This window comes from Pseudomonas sp. A-RE-19 (assembly GCF_019956555.1).
Classification (GTDB): Bacteria; Pseudomonadota; Gammaproteobacteria; order Pseudomonadales; family Pseudomonadaceae; genus Aquipseudomonas.
Genome location: NZ_JAHBDQ010000014.1, coordinates 1 through 21,984, shown reverse-complemented (window position 1 = coordinate 21,984; position 21,984 = coordinate 1). Strand labels below are relative to the sequence as shown.

The window sequence follows — 21,984 nt, the reverse complement described above, 5'->3', positions numbered from 1 at the left end:
TTCACCTTCTACGGCCCGCTTGCGGGCCGTAGTTGTTTATACTGGCGCACTTTTTCTGACCTCTCTTACGGAAACATCAATGAGTACCTTGCTGGCCCTGGACACCGCGACTGAAGCTTGCTCCGTTGCCTTGCTGCATGGCGGCAAGGTCACGAGCCATTACGAGGTGATCCCGCGCCTGCATGCGCAGAAGCTGCTGCCGATGATCCAGCAACTGCTGGCCGACGCCGGGACCACGCTGCAAGCGGTCGATGCCATTGCGTTCGGTCGTGGGCCGGGTGCATTCACCGGTGTGCGGATCGCCATCGGCGTGGTGCAAGGCCTGGCATTTGCGCTGGATCGTCCGGTGTTGCCGGTCTCCAATCTCGCCGTACTCGCCCAGCGGGCCTATCGCGAACACGGCGTCAGCCAGGTCGCGGCGGCCATCGATGCGCGCATGGATGAGGTGTATTGGGGTTGCTACCGTGAAACGGCGGGGGAGATGCGATTGGTGGGCAACGAAGCGGTATTGCCACCGCAAGCCGCCGCATTGCCGGCCGATGCCAGCGGCGAGTGGTTCGGCGCGGGCACCGGTTGGGGGTATGCCGAGCGCATTGCCGTCAACCTGAGCGGGCAGGACGCGGGCATGCTGCCCCACGCCGAAGACCTGCTGACCCTGGCGCGTTTTGCCTGGGAACGCGGTGAGGCGATCGTGGCTGACGAGGCGCAACCGGTGTATTTGCGCGATAAAGTCGCGACGCCCAAAGCGCGTTAATTCCCACGACCGAGCGGGTCCAATCGCGGGCAAGTCGGATCGCCGCACCGCCGCTCCCACAGGGTTTGCGAAGACCCTGTGGGAGCGGGCTTTCCCGCGATGACGGTCTACCTGCCAGCGCCAATCGTCATTTTCTCTCCTGCGCTTTTAAACCTTTTGTCTTTTATGTGTTCTAGTTATCACTCGGCGGTTTGCGAAGTGGGCTATGCGCCACTAAACTGCCATCATCGATACCGAGCATGCCCTTATGCGTATAGACGGCCTTTCCTCTCAGTCCTACCCCATCAAGCGCAAGCCCCGCAAAGGCCACGTGGTGGAGGATGACGCCGTCGATATCGACGGCGAACTGGAATTCCCTACCGAAGAGCAATTGGCCGCCCGCGCTGCCAAAGCCTCCGCGCAACGCCTGAGCAATCTCCCCGCTCGTCAACAAGACATGATTTATCACCGCGCGATGAGCAAAAGCGTGGCGATGGCACTGGCCAGTTACCTGAGCACCGCCACGTTTGTCGATTGGGATGCGGATGTACTGGGTCTCGATCTGTACATCTGATGCTGCCTTACTACCTCGGCTGCCCGTCCTGGAGTGAAAACGCCTGGCGCGAGTACTTGTATCCGCAAGACGCCAGGCCCACCGAGTTTCTCAATCTTTATTCTCAAGTGTTCAACGCCGTGGAAGGCAATACGACCTTCTACGCGAGCCCGTCTCCCGCCACCGTGCAGCGCTGGGCCGAGACCATGCCCGAACACTTTCGCTTCACCGCCAAGTTCCCCGGCGACATCAGCCACAGCGGCGACCTGCGCGAACAATTGACCGCCGCCGAGACCTTTGTGCAATTGCTCAGTCCTTTGGGTGAACGGGTTTCGCCGCTGTGGCTGCAATTATCGAAAAGCTTCACCCCTCAACGATTGTCCGAACTGGCCGGTTTTATCGACGCGGTGGACCGGCCTTTGGCGGTTGAGGTGCGGCACGACGAATTCTTCGCCAAGGGCGATGCCGAGCGAATGCTCAATCGCCTGTTGCTGGACCGCGGCGTCGAGCGCATCTGTCTTGATCCGCGAGCGCTATTCAGTTGCACGTCGACCGATCCTTCGGTGCTCCACGCCCAATCGAAAAAGCCCAGAGTGCCGCCTCGTCCTGCTGCGTTTACTCAATTCCCACAGGTGCGCTTCATCGGCCATCCGCAGCTTGAAGCGAATGATCCATTTCTGGTGCCGTGGGTCGAGAAAATCGCCGTCTGGATTGAAGAGGGGCGCACGCCCTATATCTTCCTGCACACCGCCGACAACCTGCTGGCGGCAAAACTGGCACAACGTTTCCATGCACAACTGATGCTGCGTTTGCCTGGCTTGCCGCCGCTGCCTGAGCTATACAGAGAGCCCGCCGCCGAGCAACTTGGCTTGCTCTGAAGCGGCCTTGTTCCCTAATGCCAGTCAATTACGGACAAATCGGACCTGTAGGAGCCAGGCTTGCCGGCGAAGGCGTCCTTAAGAGCGCCTTCGCCGGCAAGCCTGGCTCCTACGAAAAGCGGTTTACTCGGCATTAGGGTTCTTTCCCCCTTTTCAGGAGCCTGCCAATGGATGCGCAAACCCTTCGAGCCCAGGCGTTCAAAGCACTGCACGAACGCGAGGGCGCTTTTGTCATTCCCAACCCCTGGGACGCCGGCTCGGCGAAAATGCTCGCCAGCCTTGGCTTCGAGGCCTTGGCAACCACCAGCGCCGGTTACGCCTTTTCCAGGGGCCGTCCCGATGGTGGGCTGACCCTCGATGAGACCCTGGCGAACGTTGAAGCGATTGTCGCGGCCACTGATCTGCCGGTCGCGGTAGATCTCGAAAACGGTTTTGCCGACGCCCCCGCCGACTGCGCCAAAAGTATTCTGCGGGCCGCCAAAGCGGGTGCGGTCGGCGGTTCGATCGAAGATGCCACGGGGCGTGAGGACGGCCCGATCTACTGCTTCGAGCATGCCGTGGCGCGGATCGAAGCGGCCGTTGCAGCGGCTCGCAGTTTGCCTTTTCCCTTCATGCTGACGGCGCGTGCCGAGAACTTTCTGCACGGCAATCCTGACATCGACGACACCATTCGCCGCTTGCAGGCATTTGCCGAAGCGGGGGCCGACGTGCTTTATGCACCGGGCCTGCGCAGCGCTGAAGAGGTCCTGGCGGTGGTTCGCGCCGTGGCACCGAAACCGGTCAATGTGCTGATGTCCGGTGGGCTCAAGCTGACGGTCGAGCAGTTGAGTGAAATGGGCGTCAAACGTATCAGTGTCGGTTCGGCACTGGCCTTGGCAGCCTATGGCGAGTTCTTCCGCGCCGCCGAGGAAATCCAGCAGCACGGGACCTTCGGCTTTACCTCACGCTCCATGCCGTTCCAGAAGGCCAATCAACTGTTCAAAGGCTGACGATGCGGTTTCGGTGAGGGCTGTTGCTGGTGCTGTTGATTATCGGCGCAGCCGGGCTGAGTGTCTGGCGCGGCTGGGTTTCCATATCTTCGCAATGGAGCCCGGGCCGTGGTGGCGGTGCGGCTGAGGGTTATGCGGCGATGCGCAGGTTCTGCAGAACGATCGGGCGTGCCCAGCCGTTATCGAAATCGAATTGCTTCTGTTGTTCCACCAGCTCTTGGGGCGAGAACGGCGGGAACGGTTTGTCCAGCAGGTCGAGTTCGAACTCGGCGATCGGCAAGTGCAGCGGACGGGGCTGCGGTGCCGTGCCAGGCTCTGGCAGCGGTTGACCGGTGGTGAGCACGATCGGGCGGACCCAGCCGCTTTCGAAGTCCTGTTGTTTCTGTTGCGCGACGATTTCTTCCGGCGGGAATGGCGGGAACGGTTTGTCGGCCAGGTCCATCTCGAACTCGGCAATCGGCAGAAACAGTGGCTCTGGTGGGCGGACTGCTGTTTCCTTCACATCACATTCGCGCTGGGAAACGATGTGCGCCAGCAGCTCGCTGCCAACGGTCGGTTCGACCGGGCTGTCGAGATCGACCGGTGGAAAATCGAGAGACGCCGGCACGACATCGCCTGACTGATCGGCCAGGGCCTGGGCAAAAAAATCCTGCCACAGGTGACTGACGCCGCTCAGTGCCTGGGAATTTCGCAGGCCAAAATCGCCATGGGGCGAGATGTAACCTATCGATGTGCGTTGAATGTCTGACATTTCTCTCGGTCGACGCTCAGCTCTGGCAAAATGCTCGATAGTTTGGTTATCGGCCGTTTTTGCCGATCATTAATTTTTTGAGCGTGTTTTCCCATGATTGAGCAACCTGCGGCCTGCCGCATCCATGTCGAGGCCTTGGGCACGACCTTTCAGCCACAGGCCGAGCAATGGGCCGAGCGCCTGGGGTTGCCGTTGCAGGTGGATGACGGCGAGTTTGCCTTGCAGGTGGGCGAGCAGGGGTTGCAGCTGCAACAACTCGGGCCGGACGCGCCGGGTCCGGTGCGGGTGGATTTTGTCGAGGGCGGCGCGGCCCATCGTCGGTTGTACGGCGGCGGCAGCGGTCAGATGATCGCCAAGGCGGTCGGCATCGCCCAGGGCGTTCGCCCAAGGGTGCTGGATGCCACGGCGGGGCTGGGCAAGGATGCGTTCGTGTTGGCCAGCCTGGGCTGCGAGATGAGCCTGATCGAGCGCCAGCCGTTGATCGGTGCCTTGCTTGAAGATGGCCTGGCACGCGGCGCGGAAGATTTCGACGTGGCGCCGATCGTGGCGCGGATGCGTTTGCTCAAGGGCAATTCGATCGAGGTGATGCGCAACTGGGAAGGCGAGCCGCCGCAGGTGATCTACCTCGACCCGATGTTTCCCCATCGTGAGAAAACCGCGCTGGTGAAGAAGGAAATGCGCCTGTTCCGGCCGCTGGTAGGCGATGACCCGGATGCCCCGGCCTTGCTCGAAGCAGCGTTGGCCCTGGCCAGTCATCGAGTGGTGGTCAAGCGCCCGCGCAAGGCGCCGTGCATCGACGGGCCGAAGCCGAGTCATGCGCTGGATGGCAAGTCCAGCCGATACGACATTTATCCGAAGAAAGCGCTCAAGCCCTGAGACCGTGTCGCCCCCATCGCGAGCAGGCTCGCTCCCACAGGAGATTTTTGGTGTACACGAAATGTGTGATCACCCTAAACCCACTGTGGGAGCGAGCCTGCTCGCGATAGCGTCGGCCCAAACACTACAAATCGATCAGGCCGACTCCGGCTGATAAGCCCGCATAAACAACCCCACCACTTCCCGCACATGGGCTTCGGCCTCATCCCCGATCACCGGCTCGCCGCAGCCATACAACAATCGAAAATTCCCCGCGCCTTTGAGCATGCAAAAGAAATGCTCGGCCGCATTACGCGGTTTATCGATACTCAACACGCCGCTCTGATTGACCTTGGCCAGCAAACGCTCCATGCCGTGCAACATGCGTTCTGGCCCGGCCTCGAAGAAAATCAGCGAGAGTTTCGGGTCCTGGCTGCCCAGCGTCATCATCAGCCGGTGCAGGTTTACCGATTCGACGCTGTTAATCAGCTGATGAAAGCCGCGCGCGATGTTCAGCAGCACGGTTTCCACCGCAATGCCGTCTGGCAATTCAAAAAACAGTGGCGGCAGTTGCTCTTCGCATTTGGCTACCACGGCGGCGGAGAACAGCGTCTCCTTGTCGTTGAAATGGCTGTAGACCGTCAGCTTCGACACGCCGGCCTCAGTCGCTACGGCATCCATACTGGTGTTGGCGTAACCCTTACTCAGAAACAGGATTTTCGCCGCGTCGAGGATGGCTCGGCGCTTGGCCAGATCCTTGGGACGGCCCGGACCACTGGGAGTTGAAAGATTGTTAGACATTCTTCGCTTTAATACTGGACTGGTGAGTTTGCTATTAATAACATACTGGCCAGTATAATTATTCCAAGCACCATTAGCGAAAGGTCCTTCACCATGTTCCGCCATGCCTTGCCCCTCGCGTTGCCGGTCAGCCTGGCTTTTTTATTGTCTGCATGTGGTCATGAAGAGACGCCTCCCGTCGCCGTGCGCCCAGCCATGGTGGTGCAGCCAGAGCCCTCGGGCCAGGCAATGGAAAGTTTTCCCGGTGAAGTCCGCGCGCGGTTTGAGCCGGATCTGGCCTTTCGCATCGGTGGCAAAGTCAGCCGACGACTGGTCGAGGAAGGGCAGCGGGTCAAGGCCGACCAGCCTCTGGCAGAGCTCGATCCTCAGGACGTACGCCTGCAACTGGAAGCCACCCGTGCTCAGGTCGCGGCCGCCGAAGCCAACCTGAACCTGGTGCGCGCCGAGCGTGATCGCTACAAGACCCTGATGGAACGGCAGATGGTCAGCCGTTCGCAGTACGACAACGCGGAAAACCTCTATCGCTCCGGTGAAGCGCGTCTCAAGCAAATCAAAGCCGAATTCAACGTATCGACCAACCAGGCCAGTTACGCGGTGCTGCGTGCGCCACAGGATGGCGTGGTGGCCAAACGTGCAGTTGAAGTCGGGCAAGTGGTCGCGGCCGGGCAAACCGTGTTTACCCTCGCCACCGATGGCGAACGCGAAGTGTTGATCAGCCTGCCGGAGCAGAGTTTTGGCCGCTTCAAGGTCGGTCAACCGGTCTCGGTGGAGCTCTGGACTCAACCTGATCAACGCTTCCCCGGACGCATCCGTGAGTTGTCACCCGCGGCCGATCCAAAATCCCGCACCTTTGCCGCCCGCATTGCATTCACCGCCGGCAAGGTTCCCGCCGAACTCGGCCAGAGTGCCCGGGTGTTCATTCAGGCTGCCGATGTGGTGGCGCTGTCGGTGCCGCTGTCGGCGGTCACCGCGGAAAACGGTGCCACCTATGTGTGGGTGCTCGGCGCCAACAACACCTTGAAAAAAGCCCCGGTGCGGGTCGGTGCATTCGGTGAGAAAACCGTGCCGGTTCTTGAAGGCCTGAACGCCAGCGATTGGGTGGTGGCGGCCGGTGTTCATGTGCTTCACGACGGGCAGCAAGTGCGCCCGGTGGATCGCTCCAACCGCGTGGTCAATCTGGCGCACAAGGAGTAATCCCCGATGGGTTTCAATCTTTCCGAATGGGCGCTGCGTAACCGCCAGATCGTACTGTTCCTGATGCTCTTGCTGGCCGTCGTCGGCGCGTTGTCCTACACCAAACTCGGCCAAAGTGAAGACCCGCCGTTCACCTTCAAGGCCATGGTGATTCGCACCAATTGGCCGGGGGCCACGGCCGAGGAAGTGGCGCGCCAGGTCACCGAGCGTATTGAAAAGAAACTGATGGAAACCGGCGAGTATGAACGGATCACTTCGTTCTCCCGCCCGGGTGAGTCCCAAGTGACGTTCATGGCGCGGGATTCGATGCATTCGGTGGACATCCCGGCGCTCTGGTATCAAGTCCGCAAGAAGATCAGCGACATCCGTCAGACGCTGCCACCGGGTATTCAGGGGCCGTTTTTCAATGATGAATTCGGCACCACCTTCGGCAACATCTATGCCCTGACCGGCGAAGGTTTTGATTACGCGGTGCTCAAGGACTACGCCGACCGCATCCAGATTCAGCTGCAACGGGTCAAGGATGTGGGCAAGGTCGACCTGCTCGGGCTGCAGGACGAGAAGATCTGGATCGAACTGTCCAACGTCAAACTGGCCACCCTCGGGTTGCCCTTGGCGACGGTGCAGCAGGCGCTTGAAGAGCAGAATGCGATGTCCACCGCAGGCTTCTTCGAAACCACTAGCGAGAGATTGCAGCTACGGGTCTCGGGGAATTTTCAGACAGTCGACGAGATCAAGAACTTCCCGATCCGCGTCGGTGATCGCACCTTCCGTATCGCCGATGTGGCGAACGTTCGTCGTGGCTTCAACGATCCACCGGCGCCGCGCATGCGCTTCATGGCTGAAGACGCCATCGGTCTGGCCGTGGCGATGAAGGACGGTGGCGATATTCTGATACTGGGCAAAGCGCTGGAGGTCGAGTTCGCGCGGATCCAGGAGAACCTTCCGGCCGGGATGCAGTTGCGTAAGGTGTCCGACCAGCCAGCGGCAGTGAAAACCGGTGTCGGCGAGTTCGTTCAGGTGTTGGTGGAGGCCCTGGCGATCGTCCTGTTAGTGAGCTTCTTCTCCCTCGGTGTGCGCACTGGTATGGTCGTCGCGTTGGCGATTCCGCTGGTGTTGGCGATAACCTTCGCCAGCATGTATTACCTCGGCATCGGCCTGCACAAGATTTCCCTCGGCGCGCTGGTGCTGGCGCTGGGCTTGTTGGTGGATGACGCGATCATCGCCGTGGAAATGATGGCGATCAAAATGGAGCAGGGCTTCGACCGGGTCAAAGCCGCCAGCTATGCCTGGACCAGCACCGCGTTCCCGATGCTCACCGGTACGTTGATCACCGCTGCCGGTTTCCTGCCGATTGCCACCGCGCAATCGGGCACCGGTGAATACACCCGTTCGATCTTCCAGGTGGTGACCATCGCGCTGTTGGCGTCGTGGGTTGCCGCCGTAGTCTTTGTGCCTTATCTGGGGGAAAAACTCCTGCCGGATCTGGCGAAAATTCACGCCGCCAAACACGGCGTCGGCGACGGCCAGCCCGACCCTTATGGTACGCCGTTCTATCAGCGCGTCAGACGTCTGGTGGAGTGGTGCGTGCGCCGGCGCAAAACGGTGATCGTCCTGACCATCCTGATGTTCGTCGCATCAGTGGTGCTGTTCCGTTTCGTGCCGCAGCAGTTCTTCCCGGCTTCGGGACGGCTGGAGTTGATGGTCGATCTGAAACTGGCCGAAGGTGCGTCTTTGAGCAACACCGCCGAGGAAGTCAAACGCCTCGAAGGTCTGCTCAAGGATCACGCCGGAATCGACAACTACGTGGCGTATGTTGGCACCGGTTCGCCGCGATTCTACCTGCCACTGGATCAGCAACTTCCGGCGGCGAGCTTTGCGCAGTTTGTCGTGCTGGCCAAAACCATCGAGGACCGCGAAGCGCTGCGTACCTGGCTGATCGAAACACTCAACGAACAATTCCCGGCCTTGCGCTCGCGGGTCACGCGGCTGGAAAACGGTCCCCCGGTTGGCTATCCGGTGCAGTTCCGGGTGACCGGTGAGCACATCGAGGAAGTCCGCGCATTGGCCCGCAAAGTGGCGGCCAAGGTTCGCGAGAACCCACACGTGGCCAACGTGCATCTGGACTGGGAAGAACCGAGCAAAGTCGTTTACCTGAACGTCGATCAGGACCGTGCGCGGGCGCTGGGCGTGAGCACGGCGAACCTCTCGAGGTTCCTGCAAAGCTCATTGACCGGTTCCAGTGTCAGCCAGTATCGCGAAGACAATGAATTGATCGAGATCCTGTTGCGCGGCACGGTGCATGAGCGCACCGAGCTGGCATTGCTGCCAAGTCTGGCCGTGCCGACCGACAATGGCCGCAGCGTGGCGCTGTCGCAGATCGCAACGCTGGAATACGGCTTCGAGGAGGGCATCATCTGGCACCGTAACCGCCTGCCCAACGTGACGATTCGCGCCGACATCTACGGCAAGGAACAACCGGCGACGCTGGTGCAGCAAATCATGCCGACCCTCGATCCGATTCGTGCCGAATTGCCGGACGGCTACCTGCTGGACGTCGGTGGTACGGTGGAAGACTCGGCACGCGGGCAGAACTCGGTGAAGGCCGGTGTGCCGTTGTTCATCGTGGTGGTGCTGACGTTGCTGATGCTGCAATTGCGCAGTTTCTCACGCACGGTGATGGTGTTTCTGACGGCGCCGTTGGGGCTGATCGGGGTGACGCTGTTTCTGATGGTGTTCCGCCAGCCGTTTGGTTTTGTGGCGATGCTCGGGACCATCGCCTTGTCCGGGATGATCATGCGTAACTCGGTGATTCTGGTGGATCAGATTGAGCAGGATATCGCTGGCGGGCTTAAGCCTTGGCAAGCGATTATCGAGGCGACGGTGCGGCGGTTCCGACCGATTGTGCTGACGGCGTTGGCGGCGGTGTTGGCGATGATTCCATTGTCACGCAGCGTGTTTTTCGGGCCGATGGCGGTGGCGATCATGGGCGGGTTGATTGTGGCGACGGCGTTGACGTTGCTGTTTTTGCCGGCGCTGTATGCGGCTTGGTTCAGGGTCAAGAAAGAGGCTGTGTGATTCTTTGATCCTGGCGGCCTTCGGGCCGACCATGCTGTTGGTTGGTGGGGTACATATCCGTTGCTGCGGTGATGGCGGCTAGCTTCGCTACAACCTACATGTGATGAGTTCGACTGCGTCGAACGGCGCTGCGCGCCAATCCCCGGATGAACACCTGCGCTCAGCCTCCCGAAGGGGCGGCCAGATCAAGATCAAAAGCGGCAGGCGAGCTAACGCTCGGCCCATAGTTTGGCTTGCCGCATTACCCTGTAGGAGCTGCCGAAGGCTGCGATCTTTTGATCCTGTCGGCCTGACAGCCGACCAATCTCTCTCAGACATACGTCACCACCAGTTGTAGGAGCGAGGCTTGCCCGCGAAGACGGCCTGACACCCGACCAATGTCTTTCGGATGCACTGATAGCTCATTGCTTCAGGCGTTGTTTATGGACGATCAAAAATAAAGGAAACATCCGACATGTTTTTCAGGTTGTCTGTCGGAAGCGCGACCTCTAGCCTTGGACCGTCGCTGCAAAAAGCAGCGACCGGGTTTCGCAGCCCGGTTAAACTTCAGACGCACAGCGTCCACCATCCGAAAGCGGGCGCTTTTTATGCCTGTGTTATGGCGGCTGTGCGCGGGATACCTTCGGGTATGCCGGGTTCCTGAAGTCCCGGTCTGCGAACCTGCGTACAGCTGCCACCTTAAATTCGTTTCGCAGCGATCGGTGGCAGCTCCATTACTTCAGGAGCTACACAATGATCAAAGACAGTCCAAATCCCCCCGAAGCAGAAACAGAAACTGATCCCGTTTCCCCCTACGCTTTCCTCAATTCCAGGAAACTCCACGACGCGGCGATCCGCGCGCTCGATCATTATCTCGCCCCTGCGGCCGAAAAAAAGGGCAAAGCCGATCGTCGTCCCAGTACGATTTTCGTCATCGGTCCAAACGTCGATTCCGAAACTCTCCTGGGTCATGCCTGTGAAACCCTTGCTACGGCCAATGTCATGGCCAGTGAGTTAGCCTTCGACCTGACCGGCCCCACGTACAACTTGGTGCTGGGGATTCAACAGATGATTTCACTGGCGGAGTTGTCAGTGAATCGCGTGCTGGATAATCTGGATCCGCAACAGTAGCGCAAAAGAAAAAGCCCGCTGAACCTTTAAAGGTCAGCGGGCTTTTCGTGATGAGTTGCACTTGGAAAATTACAACGTACCAAACACCTTCTTCGCCAAACTGGTCGCCGCCGCCGCAGGGTTCTGGCGAATGGATTCTTCCTGCTTGCCGATCATCTCGAACAAACCGTTCAACGCTTGCTCGGTGACATAGCTTTCGATGTTGGCGTTCTTCGCATCCAGCACACCCAGCGTCGCCGCTTGCCCGGCGAATGAGTTGTACTGCTGGGCCAGACCTACCTGGTCGGTGGCTTGTTTGACGATAGGCAGGAATTTGGTGCGGATTTGCTCGCGGCTGGTTTTGCTCAGGTACTGAGTGGCCGAGTCCTTACCACCGCTGAGGATCCCCTTGGCATCGTCCACGGTCATCTTCTTCACCGCATCCACCAGAATCGGCTGAGCCTGCGTCACGGCCGTTTCAGCCGCTTTGTTCATACTGGTTTCCAGTTGATCGACCTGGTCACCCATGCCGAACTGTTTCATTTTCTTGGCGACTTTACCCAGCTTGCCCGGCAGTTCGATTTTCACGTCCGGGTTGTTGCTGAAGCCACCGGGTGTGCCGAGTTGTTTAACGGCCAGTTGCGCACCTTGGGTCAGAGCGTCCTTGAGGCCACCGGTGGCGTCTTGTTGCGACAGGTCATTGAGCGACAGGGCCAGGGCGTTGGCGCAAATCATCAGGCCTGCGCACAGGCCGGCGAAGCGAAGGGTAGGGCGGAGCATGGCGGCTTCCTGTTCAGAAAAAAAGGTTCAGAGAAGAGCGTTAGCGGGCGGCGTCGACGCGGATTTTCAGGGGTTGCGGATCTTTGCCGTCCAGTTTCACCGCATGATTTTCAGTGCTGATGAACATCAGATTACCGTCCACTTCGATGCGGGCACTGACCGAGTAGCGGTGGCCGGGTTTGACCTGCGCCGGATCGTAGCTCAAATGGAATGGCAACGGCACTTGGCCTTTGACCGGGCCTTTCTGCTCGTCTAGCACTACCGCCGGTGCGTCGGCCAGGGACACATCTTGCAAGCTGACGCTCAAGGTCGCGTTCGGAGGCAGAGCAATGCGTTGCAGGTAGAACACTTCACCGTCGAGGCTGGCGTTGGCGCTCGGTTGTGTCGACTGGCAGGCACCGAGCAGGGCTGTCAGCAGAACAAGAGAGAGTTTTTTCATCGAAGATCTCCGTATCAAAGGCGCCAGAAGAAGCCTGGCGCCTGTAGGAATTTAGTCGGTCTGTGCCGCAGTCGCGACTTGATCCGCCGCGTCCTCGCTACGATGCAGCGCCACCTGACGGATCGACAAACGAATCTCCGCCGGTAGCACCCGTTTGGCGGCGCCTTCAGCCAGTTCGCCGAGCAGTTCGTGATAGCTCAACTTGCCGGCTTCATCGCGACGCAGCACGTCGAGGTCCAGCATTGTCTGGATGAAGTGACGGAACAGGCTCTTGTCGAAGAACTCTGGAGCGTTCAGGCCGTGGAGGATCGACAGGCGCTGGGCCATGACGGTGCAGAGGTCTTCGAGTTCTTCGGCGCTGAGGCTGTTCTGGCCGCTGTTGAGCAGCAAGGAAACGGTCATGTAGAAGCGCTGCAAGGTCTGGGCGATGCTTTTCGACAGCAGCGTCAGCAGCACGAAATGCCGCGAACTTGGCGCCGGACGCAGGTATACGTCTTTTTCAAAACGCAGCAGGCCTTGTTCGACAAAGGCTTCGAGCCATTGATCGATCACGCCGTCGAGTTCGTCCAGCGTCCAGCGAATGAACAGCTCCGATTGCAAGTACGGATACAGCGCGCGGGTGTAGCGCAGGATTTGCTCGCGGCTCATGCGCGACGCGCTCTGGAAGAAACTCGCCAGCAACGCTGGCAACGCGAAGATGTGCAGCACGTTGTTGCGGTAGTAGGTCATCAGGACGGCGTTTTGTTCGTCCAGGTACAAAATCTTGCCCAGCGCATCGCTCTGCTCGGACAGCAGGTTCATGTCCTTCACATGCTCGATCAGCGCCCGGCCGTCACCCTCCGGCAGGGTGGTGTGCGGCGAGTAGGGGACTTTGCGCAACAAGGCCAGATACAAATCGAGCACCCGCGCCATGGCGCGGTCGTCCAGGGCCAGACGGCTGGTGGACAGCAACGCCAGGGCCACCAGATTCACCGGGTTGATCGCCGCCGCTTCATTCAAATGCTGCGCGACTTTCTCGCCGAGGCGGTTGGTGGTTTCGTTGAGCCAGGCCGGTTTGAACTGCGGGCCGAGTTCCTGTTGGCGCCAGTCTGGTTGTTCGCTGTCGAGGAATTCCGCCAGTTTGATCGGCTCACCGAAGTTGACCGCGACCTGACCGAAGCGCTGTTTGAGTGCGCCGATGACTTTGAAGATGTCGAAGATCGATTCTTTCTTCTTGCTCGCGCCGCGCAATTCGCCGAGGTAGGTGCGGCCTTCCAGCACACGCTCATAGCCGATGTACACCGGCACGAAGACAATCGGCATGCGCGATGAACGCAGGAAGCTGCGCAGAGTGATCGCGAGCATCCCGGTTTTCGGTTGCAGCATGCGCCCGGTGCGCGAACGGCCGCCCTCGACGAAGTACTCCACCGGGAAGCCTTTGGTGAACAGGGTGTGCAGGTATTCGTTGAACACCGAGGTGTAGAGCGGGTTGCCCTTGAACGTGCGGCGCATGAAGAACGCGCCGCCACGGCGCAGCAGACTGCCGATCACCGGCATGTTGAGGTTGATCCCGGCGGCAACGTGCGGCGGGGTCAGGCCGTTGCGAAACAGCAGATACGAGAGCAGCAGGTAGTCGATGTGGCTTCGATGGCACGGCACGTAGATCACTTCGTGACCCTGGGCGACTTTCTGCACACCTTCGATGTGGTTGACCTTGATCCCGTCGTAGATCTTGTTCCAGAACCAGCTCAGCACCACTTCCAGAAAGCGGATCGCGGTGTAGGTGTAGTCCGAGGCGATTTCGTTGCCGTAGCGCAGGGCCTGGGCCTTGGCTTTCTCCGGGGAGATGTTTTCGCGCTCGGCTTCGTCGAGGATTGCCTGTTTGACCAAGGGCTGATTGAGCAGGCCTTTGACCAGGTTGCGACGGTGGGAAATGTCCGGGCCGATCACCGCGGCTTTCAGGTTGCGAAAGTGCACCCGCAGGATGCGCTGGGCCATGCGCACGGTGCGCTCGTGGCCTTTGTTGTGTTCGATCAGTTCACGCAAATGAATCGGTGCCGAGAACTGCACTCGGGTCTTGCGCCCCAGAATCATGATGCTCAGCAGCCGACGCAAACGCCCGGTGACCGCCCAGCTGTCGGCGAACAACAGTTTCCACGGGCTCGATTCGCTGTCCGGCGACTGGCCCCAGAACACGCTGACCGGAATGATCTGCGCGTCTTCGGCGGCGTTCTGGCTCAGGGCGCTGACCAGACGGGTCAGGGTCGGTGGCGCGCCGCGCTTGTCCTGACGGCCGAGCCAGTCGGGCTCCGGCGTCAGGTAAAAGAACGCTGCGGGCTCCAGCAACGTACCCACCGATACCGGCAACACCGGGCGTGGCAGGCCGGCCTTGCTGCATTCGGTATCGACCACGGCGAGGTCGGTCAGTGAAGGATTTTGCAGGACGTAGAACACCGGCCGGCTGCGGTCGAGGTTGAGGGTGAACGACGACTGATTGATCGTCTCCGAGCGAACCCAGAGGTATAGCAGTCGGCGCAGGGTGCCAAACACAAGACGGCGAAACGGGGAACGGGTCATACGGCTTCTGCGTGAGTGAAAAAAACCGAGCGTTTGCTCGGGCGGTCGTAGGGGGCGCTCTCAATGAGTTTCCCCGCCGCGTTGTCGCCTTAAAGCGGGCCAGGCAAGGCGCAGGCCGCTGGGAATGGTTGTTCCCTTTCCAAGGCCTGCAACGCAGCCTGGCCCGCTTTAAGGCACAACCCGAAGGGCCGGGCCTGCTGTTGTGCAGGGCTGCGTTGCTCGAAGCTTATTTGGAATGACCAAACTACGCTTCTCGCGCCTTGCCCTGCACAACAGCAGGCCCGGCGCGGTGGGGAAACTCATTGAGAACGCCCCCTAGTGTGCCGTATTCGTCGAAAATCGGCAAAAAAGCGGCTAAGTAAACTTGAGTTGAGAGTTTTGATGGCTGTCATATACTCGGCCGTTCAAAATAAAAACAAGGGGTAACCAGATATGGCAACGCGCGAAACCGGCAATGTGAAGTGGTTCAACGACGCCAAGGGCTATGGCTTCATTCAGCGCGAGGACGGGGTGGACGTGTTCGTGCACTACCGCGCGATCCGCGGCGAAGGGCACCGCTCGTTGACTGAAGGTCAGCAGGTTGAGTATGCGGTGGTGACCGGGGAGAAGGGTTTGCAGGCTGAGGATGTGGTGGGTTTGTAACCCCGCTCCTCAGGTCACACAAAACCCCTGTGGGAGCGTGGCTTGCCCGCGAAGGCGTCATCACTGGCGCTAAAAGCTTCGCGGGCAAGCCTCGCTCCTACAGGTTTTATGGGAACGTGGATTACGCGGTTTTCCAGGTGATTTCTTCTTCACCGTCAGCGCTGATGCGCATCCAGCGATCGGCCGTTTCTTCACCTTCTTCCTCGACCCAACTGCCCGGCGCGCAACGCACTTCGACGTTCAGCGCGGCAAAGGCTGCCCGGGCGCAGGCGATGTCGTCGTCCCATGGGGTCTGGTCGCTTTCCAGGTACAGGCTGTTCCATTTGCCGACAGCTTTCGGCAACCAGGTGACTGGCACGTTGCCAGCCTTGCACTTGTAGGTCTGGCCTTTCTGAACCCAATCGCTGCACGGGCCTAAAGCTTCGCCGAGCCAGGCTGCGATGGCTTTGTAGTCGACGTCGGCGTCTTTGAGGTAAATCTCGATATCGGGTTGGCGCATGGATGTCCTCACTGCGGGTCTGAAAAATCCATTCGCGGATTTAGCCGGCCTCAAGCTGTTTGCTCAAGACCAAAATTTAAGAATTTATTGAAGAACGAAATAATCGTAGCGCATCGAAACAGTGACCTCGAACGGCTCGACCTGTTCGATGACCGCTGCCCGGCGTTCGGCACTGGCGCGCCAGCCGTGGGGTGTCATGGCGAGAAGGTTCGCACGGTCCTGACCCTTTTCCAGCGTCAGTTTGAATTCCAGGGTTTCGCTGTGTTGCAGCGCCATGCCTTCCGGCACCAGAGCCAGGTGCTTGTCGTCGGTGTACTCACGCACTTCGTCGTACAGCCGTTCGCGCAATTCCATCAGATGGCCGCTGGTCGGCCCGACTTTCATCAAGCCGCCGCCGGGGCTGAGCAGGCGTTTGGCTTCCTCCCAGTCCAGCGGGCTGAAAACACTGGCGAGAAACTGGCAGCTGCCGGAGGCCAATGGCACCCGGGCCATGCTGGCGATCAACCAGGTCAGCGCAGGGTTGCGTTTGCAGGCGCGTTTGACCGCTTCCCGGGAAATGTCCAGCGCATAGCCGTCGGCGTTGGGCAGGGCTTCGGCGATTTGCGCGGTGTAATAACCCTCGCCACAACCGATGTCCAGCCAGCGCTGGGGCGCGTACTGCGCCGCCAGTTCCGCCAGACGCTTGGCCACCGGCGCGTAATGGCCAGCGTTCAAAAAGTCGCGGCGGGCTTCGACCATCGCCAGGTTATCCCCAGGGTCGCGGCTGTTTTTGTGTTGTACCGGCAGCAGGTTCAGGTAACCCTGCCGCGCACGGTCGAAACGATGCCCGGCGGGGCAAGCCACGCCGTTGTCCACCGCGTTCAGCGGTTCGCTGCAGATCGGGCAGGCAAGCATCAGGCGAGCAACTTGATCAGGGTCTGGTAGTAGATTTCGGTCAGCACGTCGAGGTCGGCCGCCAGCACGCGCTCGTTGACCTGGTGGATCGTCGCGTTGACCGGGCCCAGTTCAACAACCTGCGTACCCATGGTCGCGATGAAGCGCCCGTCGGAGGTGCCACCGCTGGTGGAAGCCTTGGTTTCGCGACCGGTCACGTCCTTGATGCTCGACGCGACGGCATCCAGCAACGCCCCCGGCTCGGTCAGGAACGGCAGGCCGGACAGCGCCCAGTCGATGTGCCAGTCCAGACCGTGCTTGTCGAGGATATCGGCGACGCGTTTTTGCAGGCCTTCGACCGTGGACTCGGTGGAGAAGCGAAAGTTGAACACCGCCACCAAGTCACCCGGAATCACGTTGGTCGCGCCGGTGCCGGAATTGACGTTGGAAATCTGGAAACTGGTCGGCGGGAAGAAATCGTTGCCATGGTCCCAGTGCTCGGCGGCGAATTCGGCCAGCGCCGGGGCGGCAAGGTGGATCGGGTTCTTCGCCAGGTGCGGATAGGCCACGTGACCTTGCACACCGCGCACGGTCAATTTGGCGCCGAGAGAGCCGCGACGGCCATTCTTGACCACGTCACCCACCAGTGTAGTGCTCGACGGTTCGCCGACGATGCACCAGTCCAGACGCTCCTTACGGGCGGCAAGACGCTCGACCACAGCCTTGGTGCCATGGTGCGCCGGGCCTTCCTCGTCGCTGGTGATCAGGAAAGCGACCTTGCCCTTGTGGTCCGGGTAGTCGGCGACGAAGCGCTCAGCGGCCACGGTCATGGACGCGAGGCTGCCTTTCATGTCCGCCGCGCCACGGCCGCAGAGCATGCCGTGCTCGTCGATCACTGCATTGAACGGGTCGATCTGCCAGGCGGTTACCGGCCCGGTCGGGACCACGTCGGTGTGACCGGCGAAGCACAGCACCGGCCCGTCGTGTTTACCGTGGGTCGCCCAGAAGTTATCCACATCTTCGATACGCATCGGTTCCAGCTTGAAACCGGCATCCCCCAGGCGCTGCATCATCTGCTTCTGGCAATCGGCGTCGACCGGCGTCACGGACGGACGGCGGATCAGGTCGATGGCGAGTTGAAGGGTCGGCGAAAGGTCGGCGTGGGCCGTCATGGAAAGCTCCGATGTGTGCAGCACGATAAACCTGTAGGAGCTGCCGAAGGCTGCGATCTTTTGATCCTGATTCTGAAAATCAAAAGATCGCAGCCTTCGGCAGCTCCTACCGAGTGTGTTGGTATTGAAAAGGGCGATCATTCTAAAGCAAAACGGCGACCCGAAGGCCGCCGTTTGACGTTATCTAATAACGGATTACGCCGTTGCAGGCTCTGACTCAGCCACCGGTTTTGGCAGCGACGACAGGAACGCCATGATCAGCGCCGCCAGATACGGCAGCGACTGCACCAGCAACATGGTCACCCAGAAGCGCATGTCGTTGCTCGGCAGGCCCTGCACCAGGAAGATCCCCAGTGCCGCGCCCCACAACAGCAGCATGATGAACACCTCTTCGCGTGCTTCCGAAATGGCCACCCAGAAGCCGTGGTTATCGGCATTCTTCGGCGTGCGGAAGAACGGAATGCTGCTGGTGAAGAAACCGTACAGCACCGCTTTGGCGATGGTGTGCGACAACGCCAGCCCTGCCAATGCCGCGCAAAACGCATCCTTCAGGTTGACCCCGACTGCACGGCGGTACAGGAAGATGATCTTGCCCACCTTGAACACGAACAGCGCCAACGGCGGGATCGCGAAAATCAGCAACGGTGGATCGACCCGTTGCGGCACGATGATCATCGCCGCCGACCACAACAACGCGCCGACGGTAAAGAAGATGTTCATGCCGTCCGCCACCCACGGCAACCAGCCCGCGAGGAAGTGGTAACGCTGGCCACGGGTCAGTTCGGTGTCCTTGCCGCGCAGCAGGCTGGCGGTGTGACGCTTGATGATCTGAATCGCGCCATAGGCCCAGCGGAAACGCTGTTTCTTGAAGTCGATAAAGGTATCGGGCATCAGGCCTTTGCCGTAGCTGGTGTGGTAATACGCCGCCGACAGACCTTTTTCGAACACACGCAGACCCAACTCGGCGTCTTCACAGATGCACCAGTCGGCCCAGCCCAGTTCCTCGAGCACCGAGCGTCGGGTCATGGTCATGGTGCCGTGCTGGATGATCGCGTCGCGGTCGTTGCGGGTGACCATGCCGATGTGGAAGAAGCCTTTGTATTCCGCGTAGCAGAGCTTCTTGAAGGTGCTTTCGTTCTGGTCGCGATAATCCTGTGGCGACTGCACCACGGCGATTTTCGGATCGGCGAAGTGCGGCACCATGTGCTTGAGCCAGTTCGGATCGACACAGTAGTCCGAGTCGATCACTGCAATCACTTCGGCATCTTTGGCGGTGTGCGGAATCAGATAGTTCAGCGCGCCACCCTTGAAACCGGCCAGCGGCGCAACGTGGAAGAACTTGAAGCGCGGGCCGAGGGTTTCGCAATAATCACGCACCGGCTCCCAGACCGCCGGGTCTTTGGTGTTGTTGTCGATGATCAGGACTTCGAAGTCCGGATAGTCGAGGTTGGCCAGGGCGTTGAGGGTCTGTTTGACCATCTCCGGTGGCTCGTTGTAGCAAGGTACGTGAATTGACACCTTCGGTCGGTAGTCCGATTCGCCCACGACCGGCAGGAATTCACGCCGGCGCTTGTGGGTCCAGACCGCTTCGGCCAGTTCATGGGCTTCCGTCAGCAGAACGATAAACACCCCGAGTGCACCGAGGGCGAGCAAGAAGCCCACCGTCAGGCTGAACCAGGTGCTGTATTGCTGGCTGTAGTCATAACCGATCCACACCAGCACCGAACCGCACAGGAATGCGATAAAGGTCAGGAAGGTACGGCCACGTTGGCGCAGGGCCGAGCCGTCGATCATCAGCAAGGTCAGGGACAGCAAGGCCAACACGGCCGAGCCGATCGCCAGCACACGCCATTGCGGGATCGCGACCACCGGGCCTTCGAAATTGAATTTCTGCTGGCGCGCGGCGTTGAACACGCCCCAGTACGCACCCACCGAACCTTCGTCAGTGGCCTTCCACGGCTGATCAAACGCTTCGATCACGAAGTAGTTGAAGCCTTGGCGGTTGAGCTTGTTGACCAATGTGCGCAGGTAGATCGCCTGATCCGCCGGCGACGCATCGGCGCCACCGCGCATGCGACCGTTGCTCGGCCAGCCGACCTCGGAGAGCAGCAGCGGTTTTTTCGGGAACATTTTTTTCAGGTCACGGGCGCGGTCGAGAACGAACTGACCGGCCTTGTCCACCGGAATGAACTCCCAGTAGGGCAGAACGTGAGCAGCGATCAGGTCGACGTGCTTGGCCAGGCTAGGGTTTTCTTCCCAGACGTGCCACTGCTCGGACGTGGTCACCGGCACTTTTACGGCGGCACGGACACGATCGAGGATCACGCTCAGGTCCTTGGCGGTGATTTCCTTACGGAAGATCGCCTCGTTACCGACAACCACGCGAACCACGCTGCGGGACGTATTGGCCAGTTCGATGGCGCGCAGAATCTCGCGCTCATTGCGTTCCTGGTCCGGGCTGATCCAGATCCCCAGGGTGACCCGCAGGCCGAATTCTTCGGCCAGTTTCGGGATGTCTTGCAACGTGCCGTCGACTGAGTAGGTACGGATGTTGTCCGTCAGCTTGCTCATGATCTCCAGGTCGCGACGCATTTCATCGTCGGTCGGATACTGGTCTTTCTGCGGATACTGGCCTTGTTGAAACGGCGAGTACGAGAAGCCGGAGATCTGTTCAGGCCAGTTGGGGGCGGTGACCGGGCGATTGACCAGCGCCCAGAAGCCGGTAAACAAGGCTGCGATGGCGAGCACCACGACCAGGTTGAGTCCAAATTTACGCGATGACATAGCTTTTTCGGGTTCCAAAGGCTGTGGAACGAAGGAACGGTTGGCGGCTGGCTGCCAGGTGGCAGGGGCGCGCATCCTACACTGGAGGTTCTCTGACCGTACAGCGAACAGGGAAACGCCCGACATTAGGCAATCCAAGTCGACTTAAGTTCTTCGACCGGGACGATGTAGCCCAATTCCAATAAATTTGTAGTCAATTGAAGCAGTCAAGACTGCCGTCCATAGCACCAAAGGTGCTCTTGACCGCCGACGGCCCTATAATGCGCGCCGGTTTTTGGGGTAATGGTCATGAGTACAGAAGATCCACGGTTTGCTGGCATCGCCCGTTTGTATGGCATCGACGGCCTTGAGCGCCTGCGTGCGGCCCATATCGCGATCGTCGGCATCGGCGGCGTCGGTTCCTGGGCGGCGGAAGCCGTTGCCCGGTGTGGCGTGGGCGAGATTTCGCTGTTCGACCTGGACGACGTCTGTGTCAGCAACGTCAACCGTCAGCTGCATGCGCTGGACAGCACCGTCGGCAAGCCCAAGGTCGAGGTGATGGCTGAGCGCCTGCGCGGGATCAACCCGGACTGCACGGTGCATGCAGTGGCGGACTTCGTCACCCGCGAAACCATGGCCGAGTACATCACGCCGAATATCGACTGCGTGATCGACTGCATCGACAGCGTCAACGCCAAAGCCGCGCTGATCGCCTGGTGCAAACGTCGCAAGATTCAGATCATCACCACCGGCGGCGCGGGCGGGCAGATCGACCCGACATTGATCCAGGTCTGCGACCTGAACCGCACGTTCAACGACCCGCTGGCGTCGAAAGTGCGTTCCACGCTGCGCCGCGACTACGGCTTCTCCCGCACCGTGACCCGCCACTACAGCGTGCCTTGCGTGTTTTCCACCGAACAGCTGCGCTACCCGAAACCGGATGGCAGCATCTGCTTGCAGAAGAGTTTTGTCGGGGATGGCGTGAAGCTCGACTGCGCCGGGGGCTTTGGCGCGGTGATGATGGTGACGGCGACGTTCGGCATGGTCGCGGCGACCAAGGCTGTGGATAAGATTGTGGCCGGAGTTCGGCGCCCGGCGGATCGGGTCAAATCTCAAGCCGAAACGTAAACTCGCGTAGGAGCTGCCGAAGGCTGCGATCTTTTGATCTTCGGCGTCAGTGGTCACGCTAAAGATCAAAAGATCGCAGCCTTCCAGACTGTGTGAAAACCTAGCCATTTGCGCAACGATTCAAGAAAATGCCCCGTATTGAAAGATACGGGGCATTTTTGCTGTGGCGTATATCCAAGGTGAACCACGAAACCAGACCAGCCTATTCCCG

19 protein-coding genes are annotated in these 21,984 nt (G+C 60.0%); 10 read left to right on the top strand and 9 right to left on the bottom strand.

Going from position 1 to position 21,984, the window contains the following annotated elements:
• Positions 1-79: 79 nt before the first annotated feature.
• The 4 genes from tsaB (at position 80) to KGB14_RS11200 (ending at position 3,153) form a co-directional block, all read left to right on the top strand.
• Positions 80-754, top strand: coding sequence for a tRNA (adenosine(37)-N6)-threonylcarbamoyltransferase complex dimerization subunit type 1 TsaB (tsaB, locus tag KGB14_RS11215; protein ID WP_223486526.1), 675 nt, complete (start codon positions 80-82; stop codon positions 752-754).
• 247 nt (positions 755-1,001) lie between these two features.
• Entirely contained in the window at positions 1,002-1,307 is a 306-nt protein-coding gene (locus KGB14_RS11210; protein ID WP_223486524.1) for a hypothetical protein, read from the top strand.
• Complete coding sequence (locus tag KGB14_RS11205; protein WP_223486684.1) at positions 1,304-2,164, top strand: DUF72 domain-containing protein; 861 nt, start codon at positions 1,304-1,306, stop codon at positions 2,162-2,164. Before KGB14_RS11210 ends, KGB14_RS11205 begins: the two co-directional genes overlap by 4 nt.
• Before the next feature lie 167 nt (positions 2,165-2,331).
• The gene (locus KGB14_RS11200; protein WP_223486522.1) at positions 2,332-3,153 is read left to right on the top strand and encodes an oxaloacetate decarboxylase; all 822 of its coding nucleotides are present in this window, start codon (positions 2,332-2,334) and stop codon (positions 3,151-3,153) included.
• Between the two features lie 130 nt (positions 3,154-3,283).
• Here the strand turns inward: KGB14_RS11200 and KGB14_RS11195 are convergent, their stop codons facing one another.
• Entirely contained in the window at positions 3,284-3,904 is a 621-nt protein-coding gene (locus tag KGB14_RS11195) for an energy transducer TonB (protein WP_223486520.1), read from the bottom strand.
• Positions 3,905-3,997: 93 nt separating this feature from the next.
• On the opposite strand from KGB14_RS11195, the gene KGB14_RS11190 reads away from it, so the two are divergent.
• The gene (locus KGB14_RS11190) at positions 3,998-4,780 is read left to right on the top strand and encodes a class I SAM-dependent methyltransferase (RefSeq protein ID WP_007906283.1); all 783 of its coding nucleotides are present in this window, start codon (positions 3,998-4,000) and stop codon (positions 4,778-4,780) included.
• A 135-nt stretch (positions 4,781-4,915) separates the two neighbouring features.
• Here KGB14_RS11190 and KGB14_RS11185 read toward each other — a convergent pair whose 3' ends face one another.
• On the bottom strand, positions 4,916-5,560 hold the full coding sequence (locus KGB14_RS11185; protein ID WP_223486518.1) for a TetR/AcrR family transcriptional regulator: 645 nt from the start codon (positions 5,558-5,560) through the stop codon (positions 4,916-4,918).
• Positions 5,561-5,653: 93 nt separating this feature from the next.
• Here KGB14_RS11185 and KGB14_RS11180 point away from each other — a divergent pair, with 93 nt between their 5' ends.
• From KGB14_RS11180 to KGB14_RS11170, 3 genes are all read left to right on the top strand, one after another.
• Entirely contained in the window at positions 5,654-6,754 is a 1,101-nt protein-coding gene (locus KGB14_RS11180) for an efflux RND transporter periplasmic adaptor subunit (RefSeq protein ID WP_223486515.1), read from the top strand.
• A gap of 6 nt (positions 6,755-6,760) precedes the next feature.
• Positions 6,761-9,832: an efflux RND transporter permease subunit gene (locus tag KGB14_RS11175; RefSeq protein WP_223486512.1), complete on the top strand. Its 3,072-nt coding sequence runs from the start codon at positions 6,761-6,763 to the stop codon at positions 9,830-9,832.
• 732 nt (positions 9,833-10,564) lie between these two features.
• Positions 10,565-10,942: a DUF6124 family protein gene (locus KGB14_RS11170; protein WP_223486510.1), complete on the top strand. Its 378-nt coding sequence runs from the start codon at positions 10,565-10,567 to the stop codon at positions 10,940-10,942.
• A gap of 69 nt (positions 10,943-11,011) precedes the next feature.
• Here KGB14_RS11170 and KGB14_RS11165 read toward each other — a convergent pair whose 3' ends face one another.
• From KGB14_RS11165 to plsB, 3 genes are read right to left on the bottom strand one after another with little or no spacing between them, the layout of a single operon-like run.
• Positions 11,012-11,701, bottom strand: coding sequence for a DUF4197 domain-containing protein (locus tag KGB14_RS11165; protein ID WP_223486508.1), 690 nt, complete (start codon positions 11,699-11,701; stop codon positions 11,012-11,014).
• Positions 11,702-11,741: 40 nt separating this feature from the next.
• A complete protein-coding gene (locus KGB14_RS11160; protein WP_223486506.1) occupies positions 11,742-12,140 on the bottom strand; it encodes a YbaY family lipoprotein in 399 nt (132 codons plus the stop codon).
• Positions 12,141-12,191: 51 nt separating this feature from the next.
• Complete coding sequence (gene plsB / locus KGB14_RS11155; RefSeq protein ID WP_223486504.1) at positions 12,192-14,696, bottom strand: glycerol-3-phosphate 1-O-acyltransferase PlsB; 2,505 nt, start codon at positions 14,694-14,696, stop codon at positions 12,192-12,194.
• A gap of 432 nt (positions 14,697-15,128) precedes the next feature.
• On the opposite strand from plsB, the gene KGB14_RS11150 reads away from it, so the two are divergent.
• Positions 15,129-15,338 (top strand): cold-shock protein, encoded by a 210-nt coding sequence (locus tag KGB14_RS11150; protein WP_007964248.1) that lies wholly within the window; start codon positions 15,129-15,131, stop codon positions 15,336-15,338.
• 121 nt (positions 15,339-15,459) lie between these two features.
• Here the strand turns inward: KGB14_RS11150 and KGB14_RS11145 are convergent, their stop codons facing one another.
• The 4 genes from KGB14_RS11145 to KGB14_RS11130 form a co-directional block, all read right to left on the bottom strand.
• The gene (locus KGB14_RS11145) at positions 15,460-15,837 is read right to left on the bottom strand and encodes a hypothetical protein (protein ID WP_223486502.1); all 378 of its coding nucleotides are present in this window, start codon (positions 15,835-15,837) and stop codon (positions 15,460-15,462) included.
• Between the two features lie 84 nt (positions 15,838-15,921).
• Entirely contained in the window at positions 15,922-16,731 is an 810-nt protein-coding gene (locus KGB14_RS11140; RefSeq protein WP_223486500.1) for a putative RNA methyltransferase, read from the bottom strand.
• Positions 16,731-17,882, bottom strand: a complete 1,152-nt coding sequence (dapE, locus tag KGB14_RS11135) for a succinyl-diaminopimelate desuccinylase (RefSeq protein WP_223486497.1) — start codon at positions 17,880-17,882, stop codon at positions 16,731-16,733. Before dapE ends, KGB14_RS11140 begins: the two co-directional genes overlap by 1 nt.
• A 195-nt stretch (positions 17,883-18,077) precedes the next feature.
• Positions 18,078-20,666 carry a glycosyltransferase gene (locus tag KGB14_RS11130; RefSeq protein ID WP_223486495.1) on the bottom strand — a complete coding sequence of 863 codons (2,589 nt, stop codon included), beginning with the start codon at positions 20,664-20,666 and terminating at the stop codon, positions 18,078-18,080.
• A 282-nt stretch (positions 20,667-20,948) separates the two neighbouring features.
• Here KGB14_RS11130 and tcdA point away from each other — a divergent pair, with 282 nt between their 5' ends.
• Entirely contained in the window at positions 20,949-21,773 is an 825-nt protein-coding gene (gene tcdA / locus KGB14_RS11125) for a tRNA cyclic N6-threonylcarbamoyladenosine(37) synthase TcdA (protein ID WP_223486493.1), read from the top strand.
• Positions 21,774-21,984: the final 211 nt, after the last annotated feature.

Excerpts from the sequence above, each read along its gene's own strand:
- tsaB (WP_223486526.1), top strand. The coding sequence starts at position 80 with ATGAGTACCTTGCTGGCCCTGGACACCGCGACTGAAGCTTGCTCCGTT.
- KGB14_RS11210 (WP_223486524.1), top strand. The coding sequence starts at position 1,002 with ATGCGTATAGACGGCCTTTCCTCTCAGTCCTACCCCATCAAGCGCAAG.
- KGB14_RS11200 (WP_223486522.1), top strand. The coding sequence starts at position 2,332 with ATGGATGCGCAAACCCTTCGAGCCCAGGCGTTCAAAGCACTGCACGAA.
- KGB14_RS11195 (WP_223486520.1), bottom strand. The coding sequence starts at position 3,904 with ATGTCAGACATTCAACGCACATCGATAGGTTACATCTCGCCCCATGGC.
- KGB14_RS11190 (WP_007906283.1), top strand. The coding sequence starts at position 3,998 with ATGATTGAGCAACCTGCGGCCTGCCGCATCCATGTCGAGGCCTTGGGC.
- KGB14_RS11185 (WP_223486518.1), bottom strand. The coding sequence starts at position 5,560 with ATGTCTAACAATCTTTCAACTCCCAGTGGTCCGGGCCGTCCCAAGGAT.
- KGB14_RS11180 (WP_223486515.1), top strand. The coding sequence starts at position 5,654 with ATGTTCCGCCATGCCTTGCCCCTCGCGTTGCCGGTCAGCCTGGCTTTT.
- KGB14_RS11175 (WP_223486512.1), top strand. The coding sequence starts at position 6,761 with ATGGGTTTCAATCTTTCCGAATGGGCGCTGCGTAACCGCCAGATCGTA.
- KGB14_RS11170 (WP_223486510.1), top strand. The coding sequence starts at position 10,565 with ATGATCAAAGACAGTCCAAATCCCCCCGAAGCAGAAACAGAAACTGAT.
- KGB14_RS11165 (WP_223486508.1), bottom strand. The coding sequence starts at position 11,701 with ATGCTCCGCCCTACCCTTCGCTTCGCCGGCCTGTGCGCAGGCCTGATG.
- KGB14_RS11160 (WP_223486506.1), bottom strand. The coding sequence starts at position 12,140 with ATGAAAAAACTCTCTCTTGTTCTGCTGACAGCCCTGCTCGGTGCCTGC.
- plsB (WP_223486504.1), bottom strand. The coding sequence starts at position 14,696 with ATGACCCGTTCCCCGTTTCGCCGTCTTGTGTTTGGCACCCTGCGCCGA.
- KGB14_RS11150 (WP_007964248.1), top strand. The coding sequence starts at position 15,129 with ATGGCAACGCGCGAAACCGGCAATGTGAAGTGGTTCAACGACGCCAAG.
- KGB14_RS11145 (WP_223486502.1), bottom strand. The coding sequence starts at position 15,837 with ATGCGCCAACCCGATATCGAGATTTACCTCAAAGACGCCGACGTCGAC.
- KGB14_RS11140 (WP_223486500.1), bottom strand. The coding sequence starts at position 16,731 with ATGCTTGCCTGCCCGATCTGCAGCGAACCGCTGAACGCGGTGGACAAC.
- dapE (WP_223486497.1), bottom strand. The coding sequence starts at position 17,882 with ATGACGGCCCACGCCGACCTTTCGCCGACCCTTCAACTCGCCATCGAC.
- KGB14_RS11130 (WP_223486495.1), bottom strand. The coding sequence starts at position 20,666 with ATGTCATCGCGTAAATTTGGACTCAACCTGGTCGTGGTGCTCGCCATC.
- tcdA (WP_223486493.1), top strand. The coding sequence starts at position 20,949 with ATGGTCATGAGTACAGAAGATCCACGGTTTGCTGGCATCGCCCGTTTG.